At 72.1% G+C, this 11,495-nt stretch carries 11 protein-coding genes; 5 read left to right on the forward strand and 6 right to left on the reverse strand.

Annotation, left to right across the window (positions count from 1 at the left end):
- Positions 1 to 6: 6 nt before the first annotated feature.
- Together BIV25_RS00550 and BIV25_RS00555 are read right to left on the reverse strand one after the other, a co-directional pair.
- Positions 7 to 1,527 (reverse strand): aldehyde dehydrogenase family protein, encoded by a 1,521-nt coding sequence (locus tag BIV25_RS00550; RefSeq protein ID WP_071370056.1) that lies wholly within the window; start codon positions 1,525 to 1,527, stop codon positions 7 to 9.
- Positions 1,528 to 1,707: 180 nt separating this feature from the next.
- Entirely contained in the window at positions 1,708 to 2,199 is a 492-nt protein-coding gene (locus BIV25_RS00555) for a MarR family winged helix-turn-helix transcriptional regulator (protein ID WP_071370057.1), read from the reverse strand.
- Positions 2,200 to 2,421: 222 nt separating this feature from the next.
- Between BIV25_RS00555 and BIV25_RS00560 the strand changes: the two genes are divergently transcribed.
- Positions 2,422 to 3,276 carry a hypothetical protein gene (locus BIV25_RS00560; RefSeq protein WP_071370058.1) on the forward strand — a complete coding sequence of 285 codons (855 nt, stop codon included), beginning with the start codon at positions 2,422 to 2,424 and terminating at the stop codon, positions 3,274 to 3,276.
- A gap of 109 nt (positions 3,277 to 3,385) precedes the next feature.
- Here BIV25_RS00560 and BIV25_RS00565 read toward each other — a convergent pair whose 3' ends face one another.
- The 4 genes from BIV25_RS00565 to BIV25_RS00580 form a co-directional block, all read right to left on the reverse strand.
- On the reverse strand, positions 3,386 to 4,375 hold the full coding sequence (locus BIV25_RS00565; RefSeq protein ID WP_071370059.1) for a malate dehydrogenase: 990 nt from the start codon (positions 4,373 to 4,375) through the stop codon (positions 3,386 to 3,388).
- A 435-nt stretch (positions 4,376 to 4,810) separates the two neighbouring features.
- Positions 4,811 to 6,145, reverse strand: a complete 1,335-nt coding sequence (locus BIV25_RS00570) for a helix-turn-helix domain-containing protein (RefSeq protein WP_071370060.1) — start codon at positions 6,143 to 6,145, stop codon at positions 4,811 to 4,813.
- A 145-nt stretch (positions 6,146 to 6,290) separates the two neighbouring features.
- Positions 6,291 to 6,764 carry a DUF3017 domain-containing protein gene (locus tag BIV25_RS00575; protein WP_071370061.1) on the reverse strand — a complete coding sequence of 158 codons (474 nt, stop codon included), beginning with the start codon at positions 6,762 to 6,764 and terminating at the stop codon, positions 6,291 to 6,293.
- A complete protein-coding gene (locus BIV25_RS00580) occupies positions 6,751 to 7,608 on the reverse strand; it encodes a bifunctional methylenetetrahydrofolate dehydrogenase/methenyltetrahydrofolate cyclohydrolase (protein WP_071370062.1) in 858 nt (285 codons plus the stop codon). The genes BIV25_RS00575 and BIV25_RS00580 overlap by 14 nt, the downstream gene beginning before the upstream one ends.
- Before the next feature lie 265 nt (positions 7,609 to 7,873).
- Between BIV25_RS00580 and BIV25_RS00585 the strand changes: the two genes are divergently transcribed.
- The 4 genes from BIV25_RS00585 to BIV25_RS00600 all read left to right on the forward strand — a co-directional run bounded on the left by BIV25_RS00585 (position 7,874) and on the right by BIV25_RS00600 (position 11,451).
- Positions 7,874 to 8,416 carry a hypothetical protein gene (locus tag BIV25_RS00585; RefSeq protein WP_071370063.1) on the forward strand — a complete coding sequence of 181 codons (543 nt, stop codon included), beginning with the start codon at positions 7,874 to 7,876 and terminating at the stop codon, positions 8,414 to 8,416.
- Positions 8,417 to 8,553: 137 nt separating this feature from the next.
- Positions 8,554 to 9,291, forward strand: a complete 738-nt coding sequence (locus BIV25_RS00590) for an FHA domain-containing protein (protein ID WP_071370064.1) — start codon at positions 8,554 to 8,556, stop codon at positions 9,289 to 9,291.
- Positions 9,288 to 10,865, forward strand: coding sequence for a protein kinase (locus BIV25_RS00595; RefSeq protein WP_071370065.1), 1,578 nt, complete (start codon positions 9,288 to 9,290; stop codon positions 10,863 to 10,865). The genes BIV25_RS00590 and BIV25_RS00595 overlap by 4 nt, the downstream gene beginning before the upstream one ends.
- Before the next feature lie 100 nt (positions 10,866 to 10,965).
- Positions 10,966 to 11,451 (forward strand): hypothetical protein, encoded by a 486-nt coding sequence (locus tag BIV25_RS00600; RefSeq protein WP_256255495.1) that lies wholly within the window; start codon positions 10,966 to 10,968, stop codon positions 11,449 to 11,451.
- Positions 11,452 to 11,495: the final 44 nt, after the last annotated feature.

Consider the following 11,495-nt stretch of genomic DNA (forward strand, 5'->3'; position numbering starts at 1 on the left):
AGGGGCTCAGCCGGCGAACCAGCGCACCGGCCGGGGCGCGAGGTTCTGGTAGACGTGCTTGGCCTCGCGGTACTCGGCGAGCCCGGCGGGACCCAGCTCGCGGCCGGTGCCGCTCTTGCCGAAGCCGCCCCACTCCGCCTGCGGGAGGTAGGGGTGGAAGTCGTTGATCCAGACCGTGCCGTGGCGCAGCCGCCCCGCGACCCGGCGGGCCCGGCCCGCGTCGGTGGTCCAGACGGCGCCCGCGAGGCCGTACTCGGTGTCGTTGGCGAGCCGGACGGCCTCGTCCTCGGTGCGGAACGTCTCGACGGTGAGGACGGGTCCGAAGACCTCCTCCCGGACGACCTTCATGTCGCGGTGGCAGGCGTCGAGGATCGTGGGCTCGTAGAAGTACCCGGACTCCGGGCGGACCTCGCTCGGTTCCGGCCGCTTGCCGCCGCAGCGCAGCACCGCGCCCTCGGCGAGCGCGGAGGCGACGTAGCCCTCCACCTTCTCGCGCTGCTGCGCGGAGACGAGCGGGCCGCACTCGACGCCGTCGGCGGTGCCGCGCCCGAGCCTGATCTTCTGGGCGCGGCGGGCGAGTTCGGTGACGAAGCGGTCCCGGACCGACTCCTCGACGATGAGCCGGGCGCCGGCCGAGCAGACCTGGCCGCTGTGGATGAAGGCGGCGTTGAGCGCCTGGTCGACGGCGGTGTCGAAGCCCTCGTCCGTGGCACAGGCGTCGGCGAAGACGACGTTGGGGTTCTTGCCGCCGAGTTCGAGCGCGACCTTCTTCACGGTGGGCGCGGCGGCCTGGGCGACCTTGACACCGCTGACCAGGCCACCGGTGAAGGAGACCAGGTCGACGTCGGGATGCTCGGCGAACCGGGCGCCGACGGTGTGGCCGGGGCCGGTGACGAGGTTGGCCACGCCGTCGGGCAGCCCGGCCTCGGCCAGCAGCTCGATCAGCGCGATGGTGGTCATCGGGGTGATCTCGCTGGGCTTGAGCACGAAGGTGTTGCCGGCCGCGAGCGCCGGGGCGATCTTCCAACTGGCCTGGAGCAGCGGGTAGTTCCAGGGCGTGATGAGCGCGCAGACGCCGACGGGCTCGTGCACGACGACGCTGTGGATGTCGCTGGAGCCGGCGTCCACGACCCGGCCGGGCGCCTCGGCGGCGACCAGGTCGGCGAAGTAGCGGAAGGCGTCGGCGACGCAGTCGATGTCGATGCGCCCCTCTTCCACGGTCTTGCCCGCGTCCCGGCTCTCCAGCAGGCCGAGCGCCTCGCGGTCGCGCACGAGCAGGTCGGCGACGCGGCGCAGCAGCGCGGCGCGCTCGGCCACGGGGGTGGCGGGCCAGGGCCCCTGGTCGAAAGCCTCCCGGGCCGCCGCTACGGCCCTGTCCGCATCCTTCTCGTCGCCCTCGGCGACCACGGCGAACGGCCGGGCGTCCGCGGGGTCCAGGATCTCGCGTGTCGCACCCGAGACCGCCGCCAGCCACTCGCCCCCCGCGTGGATGGTCGCCTGGGCCTGTCGTGCCGTTCCGTTCGCCATGATCGGTGTTGCCTTCCGTTCCTGATCCATGCCCCTGCGTCACACAGCTGCCACGCTCGGGGACCGCGTCCGCCTGCCCCGGCCTCACGAAAGGCATGCGTAATCGGTGACCGAAAGTGCGCCGCGTCACTGAAAATGCGGCCGAAAAGGGACAAAAGGCGAATGGTTGAGCGGGGCCGGTCAGGGATACAGCTCGGCCTGGCCGCCGAGATTGCGGATCATGCGGCGCAGGACGTCCAGCGTCGTGGCGTAGTCCTCCTCCGGAACGCCGGCGTGGATCTCGGCGCGCACCCGCTTGAGGACGTCGACGGCACGCCGGGTGGCCGCGCGTCCGGCGTCGGTGGCGCGCACCCTCCCGGCCTCGTCGGTGCGCAGCCACGCCCGCGCGGTCAGGGCGTCGATCGCCCGGCCGATCTCCTCCGGCCCGGCGTCGAGGTGCGCGGCCAGGCGATTCCGGAGCTCGGCCCGGGTGCGGGGAGCGTGTTCGGCGGCGATGTCCTTCAGGACCCACCACTGCGGCTGCGTGAGATCGATCCCGGCCAGCGCACCGCGCAGATGGCGTACGACGGCCTGGTGGGCGACCCAGGTCCAGTACCCGACGGGCTGGACGACCGCGGGGGCGGCGGTCGCCGGAGGGGCGGGAGAGGCGGGGGAAACGGGGACGGTCGTCATGGGGGCCACGCTAGGAGCGGCGGCACCGGGGCGCCTCGCACGCGCCGCGAACGGGTGAGAGCCGAGCACGGTCACCCCGCGCTTGGAATTCCTTCACCTCACGTACAACCGTTTCTTACCTTCGCGAGTCTCCGCATCCGGGCCAACAGGCTCCACATCACTGTCGTGCCGCCACGCAACCCCCACCAAGCGTGCGGCGCGCTGTCCATTTGGGGAACGCAGATGCGCATTCGAGCCAGCCTGGCCACCGCGACCGTGTCCGGTGCCGTGGCGCTCACCTCTCTCGTCGCCCCGGCCGCGCACGCGGCCGACAGCCCGGCAGGCACCGCCGGGAAGCTGGCGGCGGCGCCCTCCGTGGCCGCCGCCCCGGCCGACGACGTCCAGGGCGACACCAAGGTCACCAAGGTCACCGTCAACGCCGACACGGACCTCGTCGTGGGCGTCGGCAAGAAGACCTTCAACATCTACGTGACCGCGAACGACCCGTCCGGCATCTACACCGCCGGCGCCTTCCTGTGGCACGGCACCACCCTCGACGGCGACAACCCCGACGTGGACGGTGTGCTCGCCACGGACCAGGAGGCCACGTGCGACAAGTGGAGCGCCACCGCCGCCACGTGCAAGATCACCATCACGGTCGATCCCGCCGGTGACCTGTACGACAGCTCCCTGAACGGCAGGTGGAACGTCTCCGCGTGGGCGGTCGGCAACGACTCCGACTACATCCAGAAGAACACGTACAAGAACCACTGGGTGAAGCGCGCCGCAAGCTTCAGCGGCTTCAACGCGAGCCCGGAGCCGGTCACCAAGGGCAGGACCATCACGGTCACCGGCACGCTGAACCGGGCGAGCTGGACCTACCTGAAGCACTACGGCTACGGCAGCCAGTCCGTCCAGCTGCAGTTCAAGAAGGCGGGCGCGAGCTCCTACAGCACCGTCAAGACGGTCACGTCGTCGTCCAGCGGCTACCTGAAGACCACGGTCACCGCCTCGGCGGACGGCACCTGGCGCTTCCACTACGCGGGCAACAGCACCTCGTCCGCCGCCGACGCCTACGACTACGTCGACGTGCGCTGAGCACACCCGCACCCGACGTGTCGCGCGTCCCACATGGCCAGAGGCCCCGGAATGCTCCGGGGCCTCTGGTCGTACGGGGTCGCTGCGGCGAACTCGCCGGGAGCGTCGCTCAGATGAGGCCGAGCGCGCGAACCGCCTCGCGCTCCTCCACCAGCTCCTGCACGGACGCGTCGATGCGGGTGCGGGAGAACTCGCTGATCTCCAGGCCCTGGACGATCTCGTACACGCCGTTCTTGGTGGTGACCGGGAAGGAGGAGATGAGGCCCTCCGGGACGCCGTACGAGCCGTCCGACGGGATGCCCATGGAGGTCCAGTCGCCCTCGGCCGTGCCGTTGACCCAGGTGTGCACGTGGTCGATGGCGGCGTTGGCGGCGGACGCGGCGGAGGACGCGCCACGGGCCTCGATGATCGCGGCACCGCGCTTGGCGACGGTCGGGATGAACTCGTCGGCCAGCCACTTCTCGTCGTTCACGGTCTCGGCGGCGTTCTTGCCGGCGACCGTGGCGTGGAAGATGTCCGGGTACTGGGTGGCGGAGTGGTTGCCCCAGATGGTCAGGCGCTTGATGTCGGCGACCGTGGTGCCCGTCTTCTTCGCGAGCTGGGTCAGCGCGCGGTTGTGGTCGAGGCGGGTCATCGCGGTGAAGCGCTCGGCCGGGACGTCCGGCGCGGCGGCCTGCGCGATGAGCGCGTTGGTGTTGGCCGGGTTGCCGACGACGAGGACCTTGATGTCGTCCGCGGCGTGGTCGTTGATGGCCTTGCCCTGCGGCTTGAAGATGCCGCCGTTGGCCTCCAGCAGGTCACCGCGCTCCATGCCCTTGGTGCGAGGGCGGGCGCCGACGAGCAGGGCTACGTTGGCGCCGTCGAAGGCGACGTTGGGGTCGTCGGAGATCTCGATGCCCTGGAGCAGCGGGAAGGCGCAGTCGTCCAGCTCCATGGCGGTGCCCTCGGCGGCCTTCAGCGCGGGCGTGATCTCCAGGAGGCGCAGCTTGACCGGCACGTCCGCGCCGAGCAGCTGGCCGGAGGCGATGCGGAAGAGCAGGGCGTAACCGATCTGGCCGGCCGCGCCGGTGACGGTGACGTTCACGGGAGTGCGGGTCATGGCGTTCTCCGTAAGGACAGCTGGCGGTGGGGCTTCCCGGCCCCGGGCGGATGATCGATCTCTTGGCGTCAAGAGATCGATCCAGCGGTCAGGCTATCGCGCATCCGGCATGCGAGACGTACCGGGCCGTGTGGCTCGCCCCACAAGGCGGCCACCCGACGGAAACCCGGCCGTCGTCCGGTCCCGATCCCGCCGTGAACTGCCCTGTACCGGCCCCGACCTGGCCACACGAAGCGGCGGCCGCCGGTCCGGGAGAGGGGGGACGGAAGGCGGCCGCCGATGGGGGGAGGTACCGGCTGACCGGACTCCCGTGGGGGTACCGTTCGCGTGCCCAGGATTCCCCGGGCCATGCACGCCGTACCGGAATTTCACCCGCACGATGTCACGCGGGTGCGGTTCCTTCCGTTTCGCCATGGTGTGCACCGCGTCCGCCCGTCACCTCGTGCACCCCGTCCGCCCGGAGGCGAGGGTCGCGCACGCCTTCGCCTGAGCCGCGTCCTTCACGGCGATCATCGGGGTGTACGCGATGGCGTCGCCCACGGCGGTGATCTCCCCCGACTGCCGGACCGTACCGGCCGAGACCTCCACCTTGTCGCCCCGCGTGGCGCCGGTGATCCGGCCCCAGGCGGCGCCGCAGGCCTTGCTGTAGCGGACCTCCAGGGTGGCGGCGCCGACGGCGGCGGTCCTGGCGGTGCTCACCAGCTCGCCGCTGCACCCCATGGCCTCGGCGTCCTTGCCGGTGCACGCGGAGCCGGCGCACTTGACCCCGGGCGGCGGGCTCGTGTTCCGGTCGGCGGTGGGCGACGGCGGCCTGGCCGCGTCCGGGTGCTTGCCGCCGTCGCGGTGGGTGAAGAAGAAGACGCCGCCGATGATGACGAGCACGCCGACGAGCCCCGCGAGGAACATCGTCACCTGCTGCCGCCTGCCGCCCCCCTCGGCGGGCCGGGGCGCCCGTGCGGCGTCGTACGACGCCGGGCCGCCCGGCGTCGGGACGGCCCCGCCGGCCACCCCGGTGCCCCGCGCCCCGGCCCCGACACCCAAGCCGGATCCGGAACTTGAGCCGGAGCCGGCGCCGGCCCCAGTCCCCGCGCCGGGCCGGGCACCCGTCCTGGACGGGCCCTGGTACCCGGCGAGGCCCCAGGAGTTCACGGAGCCGCGGCCGGGAGCCGCTTCGGAGCCCGCGTCCGTGCTCTCGGCCGAACCGCCGCCGCTGGCCGCGCCGTCGGCGAGGCCGCTGCCCGCACCGCCGCCCGCACCGTGCCCCGTCCCGCCCCGGACGTCCGCGTCCGGTCCCGAGGGCTGCACGGGAATCGTCGGCGACACACCGGCCGGTCCGGCGATGCCCGGAGTCACCGTGGCGCTGCCGTTCTTCCGGCCGGACAGGCCCGACAGCCCCTGCCCCGACGGCCCCCCGGTGGCCTCCGCCGCGCCGAACTCGCCCAGTGCCGCGCGGGCCTGGGAGATACGGATCGCCTCCATGGTGCGGTCGTGCCGCATCTCCGCGCGACTCCAGGCGCGTTCGGCCAGTTCCCACATCGTGGTCAGATGGACGGGACTGGTGCCGGTCACCTCGGCGAGCGCGACGACCGCGCCCTTCGGCGCGAGGAGCCGGCCGCCCAGGTAACGCTCCCAGGACGTCTTGCTGTAGCCCGTACGGTCGGCCAGCGCGGCGACGCTCAGCCCGCTGCGGTCCACCAACCGCCGTATCTGACTGGTGAATTCCTTGATCTGCGGGTCCAGATCCTCGGGCAGGTCCTTCCAACGAGGCATCGCTTCCCCCCTTGCTCTCCCCCGGTACGTCCCGTCCTGGCTACCCACAAGGATGCCGTGCCTAAGGATCCCAGTTCCCGCAGTGGGAGCACGCGGGGGCACGGACGGCGCGCGGCACCACGGAATCCGGACGGACCGGGCGCCGCTACGTGTTGCTGAGCGTGACGTGCAGGAGATCCTTCAGGAACGGGACGTGCAGCCACGGGTTCGGCTGGACCATCATCGCGAACAGGACGATCGCGAGGCCGAGGACGCCGTAGGTGACGATGTCCGTGAACCGGGAGCGGACGGCGAGCATGCCGACGCTCGGCAGGAACCAGCGCATGACCGCACCGGCCAGCAGGGCGGCGCCGATCAGCAGGGTGCCGGAGCGGAACGTGCCGAGCGCGGTCAGCAGCAGGCCGAGCGCGACCGTGCCCACCACGACCAGCATCGGCCACTGCCGGGCGGGGGCCGGCGAGGCACCCGACGCCGCCCGGCCACCGCCCTCGGGCCGGGCGGTGTCCCGGGTGATCCGCGGAAAGCGGCGCGTGGTCCTCCCGGGCTGCTCGCCGGAATCCTGGTGCGGCTCGCGGCCGGCGCGGGTGAGGGCCCCCGCGCGGGCGTCATCGGCCGGCACTGCGCTCCGCCGCCTCGACCACGTTGACCAGCAGGAGCGCCCGGGTCATCGGGCCGACACCGCCGGGGTTCGGGGAGATCCAGCCGGCCACCTCGGTCACGTCCGGGTGGACGTCACCGACGATCTTGCCCTCGGCGTTGCGGGAGACACCGACGTCCAGCACGGCGGCGCCCGGCTTGACGTCCTCGGCGCGGATCAGGTGCGGGGAGCCGGCCGCCGCGATGATGATATCGGCCCGCTTGAGGTGGGCGGACAGGTCGCGGGTGCCGGTGTGGCACTGGGTCACGGTGGCGTTCTCGCTGCGCCGGGTGAGCAGCAGCGGCATCGGCCGCCCGATGGTCACGCCCCGCCCGACGACGACGACCTCGGCGCCCTTGATCTCGACGCCGTGCCGGCGCAGCAGGGTGAGGATGCCGTTGGGGGTGCAGGGCAGCGGCGCGGGCTCGCCGAGGACGAGGCGGCCGAGGTTCATCGGGTGCAGGCCGTCGGCGTCCTTGGCCGGGTCCATCAGCTCCAGGACGCGGTTCTCGTCGATGCCCCTGGGCAGCGGCAGCTGGACGATGTAGCCGGTGCAGGCCGGGTCCTCGTTGAGCTCGCGGACGACCGCCTCGATCTCCTCCTGCGAGGCGGTGGCGGGCAGTTCGCGCTGGATGGAGGCGATGCCGACCTGCGCGCAGTCGCGGTGCTTGCCGGCGACGTACTTCTGGCTGCCGGGGTCGTCCCCGACCAGGATCGTGCCGAGGCCGGGCGTGACGCCCTTCTCCTTCAGCGCCGCCACGCGGGCGGTCAGATCGGACTTGATCGCGGCTGCGGTGGCCTTGCCATCGAGAATCTGGGCGGTCATACCCCCATCCTCGCGGATGACCCGCCCCCGGTTCCAATCCGGGTACCCGGTCGACGTACCATCCCGCCCAACTGTTGATCAACTGTGTTGCACTTGCACAACACCTCCACTCCTCGGCTGGACAAGCCCATATCCGGTCAAGAACGATGAGGACACAGTGCAGCGGGCAGCTCATCGGGGGGACGGACCGCATCTGTAGAAACGCTTCCTCCGTGCAAGTGCCGCGCCTCGTCCCCGCACTCGACCAAACGGAGGAAACACCGCCATGAGCTACGGCGACCCGAACAACCCCTACGGCCCGCCGCCCCAGCAGCAGGGTTACGGCTACCCGCAGCAGCCCGGCTACGGCTACCCGGCGGCGCCGCCGGTCCAGCAGCCGTACGGCATGGGCGCCCCGATGACCACGATGCCGGGCAACGTCAGCGGGGCCCGCGTGATGCTGTGGGTGATCGTCGGCCTGCAGGTGATCGGCGTGGCGGCCTTCGTCTTCGCCGGTATCGCCCTCAAGAAAGCCAACGACGAGAGCTCCGTGCCGTCGGCCCTCGCCAAGTACCCGATCGGTCTGATGTGGGGCTTCGCGGTGCTCGCGCTCGCCTGGCTCGTGTGGGCGGCCGTGCTGGCGTCGAAGTTCAACACCGGCGGCAACGGGCTGCGCGTCACGACGCTGGTCTTCGGCATACTGACCGGCGTGATCGCCGTCTTCCCGTTCACGATCTACGGCATCATCCACCTGGTGCTCGGCATCCTGATCGCCTGCTTCGTGGGCGGCGCCAACGGCAGGGCGTGGTTCAACCGCCCGCGCTACTGAGCGATTTCTCGCCATTCACCGATCAGGGCCGCGTCTCACCCGTCAAGGGGAGGCGCGGCCCTGGTGTGTCCCCCTAGGCTGCCCGGGGTAGCCGTACTGTCCGACCCGGCTAACCGTCAGGCACGGGGAGACATACCGTGTACAGCATCATCGTCGTACCTCCGCCGACCACGGAGGACGACCGCCAGCAGATCCGGCTCGCCCCCGGCGAGCGCCTCAGTTTCGGGCGCGCCCCCGGCAGCGGTCTGCCGATCCCGCACGACGGGGTCTCCCGCCGGGCGGGCGAGATCGTCGCGCAGGGCACGTTCTGGATACTGAGCAACCTGTCCGCGCGGCAGACGTACGTCGTGGAGAACCCCGAGGGCGCCGGCGAGCACATCAAGGTCGGCCCGGGCCGTCTCGACGCGCCGGTCCCCTTCGAGTTCTCCCGGATCGTGCTGCCCGCCGCCGGCGATCTGCTGCCCGTCGAGGTGTGGGCGCCGCGCCACGACTATCTGGACGACGACGCGGAGCCGGACGGCGAGGCCACCGCGGCCGCGTTCTCCGTCGACCGTACGAAGCGTTACTTCGCCGTCCTGGCCGCGCTGTGCGAATCGCGGCTGCGCGGCGACCCGCACGCCCCGTTGCCCACGGTCGACCAGGTCGTGGACCGGCTGCGCCCCGCCTGGCCGGCCGCCTCGCGCACCTCGGTGCAGTGGAACATCGACTACCTGGCCGTGAAGCTGCGCCTCAAACCCGGCCCGGAGAGCGCCGATCCGGGCCCGCGCCTCAACGGCAAGAAGGAGTCCCTGGTCTCGCTGGCGCTCCGCTTCGACGTGGTGCGGGAGGACGACCTCGTCGTCCTGTCCGGCTCCGCGAGCCGGGCGGCCCGGTGACCGAGCCGTACGCCGTCCCCGTCCCCAAGGGCTACCGGGTCGGCGTCTGGGAGGTGCGCGAGCCGATCGCGACGGGCGCCTTCGGCAGCGTCTACGCGGCCCGTCGTACCGAGCGGTCGCCGGACCTCCCCGGCTCCGCCGCCCTGAAGTTCCTGCCCACCGGCACCAACACCCCGCGCCAGCTGTCCCATCTGCGCGAGCTCGTGGAGCGCGAGGTCACGTTGTACCGCCGCCTGGAGCGGCCACGCCTGCTGCGCATGTACGACACGCTCGTCGTGGACGACCCCGGCCGCCCGGTCCTCGACGGCGCCACGGTCCTCGTCCTGGAGAAGGCCGAGGGGTCCCTGTCCGTCCTGCTCGCCGCCGCCCCGCGCCCGGACGCCGGCCCCGCCCTGCTCGCCCAGATCTGCGAGGGCCTGGCCCAGTTGCACGCGGCGGGCTGGGTCCACGGAGACCTGAAACCGGCCAACGTCCTGCTCATGCCGGACGGTTCGGCCCGCCTGGGCGACTTCAACATGGCCGCCGAACTGGAGGGCACCCACGCCTACACCCCCGCCTTCTCCACCCCCGACTACACCCCGCCCGAGCTGCTGTGGGCGGAGATCGGCGACCGCGGCCGCCGTATCCGCCCCTCGGCCGACGTCTGGGCCTTCGGCGTGCTCGCCCATCTCGTCCTCACCGGCGCCTTCCCGCTGCCCGGCGCCACCCCGACGGCCCGCCGCGACGCGGCGATGAGCTACGCGCGCGGCATCGACGAGCTGCGCCTGTCGCCCGAACTCCCGGACGCCTGGCGGGAGATCGTCCGCGACTGCCTGGCCCGCACGCACGCGGACCGCATCACGACGGAGCCGTTGCTGCGCCGGGTCGAGGCGGCGGCGGGCACGGGCGATCCGTCGCGGCTGCCCCGTCTGCCGCGCCTGCTCCGGCGCCGCAGACGCCTGCCGGCGGCGGTCGCGGGCGTCCTCGCCGCCGCGGCCCTCGCCTACGGCGTCAGTGCCCTGACCGACGACGGGAGCGCACACGGGAGCACGCACGCAGGCTCGGACGGGAGCGGCGTCAGTGTCTCCCAGGCCGCCGCCCAGGCGCGTTACGGCGCCTCCGAACTCCGCACCGACCAAGGCGTTCCGGCGCAGTACCGCCGTCTGATCGTGGACTCCGCCCACGCCTGCTCCGAGCCCGATGTGACGCCCGCGCTCATCGCGGCGATGCTGAAGTCCGAGAGCAACTTCGACCCGAACCTCTCCGACCCCGGCAAGCAGGAGTTCGGCATCGCCCGCTGGACCCCGGCCATCCTGCGCTGGTGGATGCAGGAGGACGGTGTCCCCGCGTCCGCGACCCCCACGCCACCGCTGACCCCTTCCGTCTCCGTCCCGGCCATGGGCCGCTACCTGTGCTACATCGACAACCATCTGAAGTCCGGCCTGCCCGGGGACAAACGGGTGCTGGTCTCCGCCGGCTACCGCACGTCGGTGGAGAAGGTGAACGACACGGGCGGAGTTCCCCCGAAGTACCGCGACTACTGCGCCCGTGTCGCCCACTACCTCAAGGAATACGCGCCTCCCGGCAAGAAGTGACCCTGAGACTTCACAGGTACCCGCGGGCGGCGGGCGCTGCGACGGTGGGGACCACTCCGCCACGGCGGAGTGACCACACCGTTCATGCAGCACCGTTCACATGGGGGAACACGTGAACATCGTCAAGCCCGCCGCGCTTCTCGTCGCGGCCACCGCCCTCGCCGCCGGCTCCACGGTCGCGGCCGTCGCCGACAGCACCCCGGACGGCACCCGGGTCACCAGCGTCCAGCAGGTCGCCGACCACGTCCTCGCCGGGCACCCGAAGGTGCTCTCGTCCTCCGCCGACCAGGTCCGCTACGACGGCCTGACCCTCACCAAGGCGCCGCAGGGCAGGATCACCGCCAAGGACCTGGCCTGCGACTACGGCCACCTGTGCATGATCGTCAAGGGCACCAAGTTCGACTTCTACAAGTGCCAGACGTGGACCGTCTCGAACTGGACCGGCGACGGCCCGTTCACCAACAACCAGACGCCCGGCACGGTCGCGAAGTTCTTCAACCAGGACGGCAGCGTCCGCTGGACGTCGACGGCCTACCAGGCCGGCACGGCGACGTGGGACCCGATCTACTCCCTGCGCCCCTGCTGAGCCGACCGGACCAGGCGGTCTCCGGCCCCCACGGGGGAGGGCCG

Origin of the sequence: Streptomyces sp. MUSC 14 (assembly GCF_001866675.1) — a bacterium.
Classification (GTDB): Bacteria; Actinomycetota; Actinomycetes; order Streptomycetales; family Streptomycetaceae; genus Streptomyces.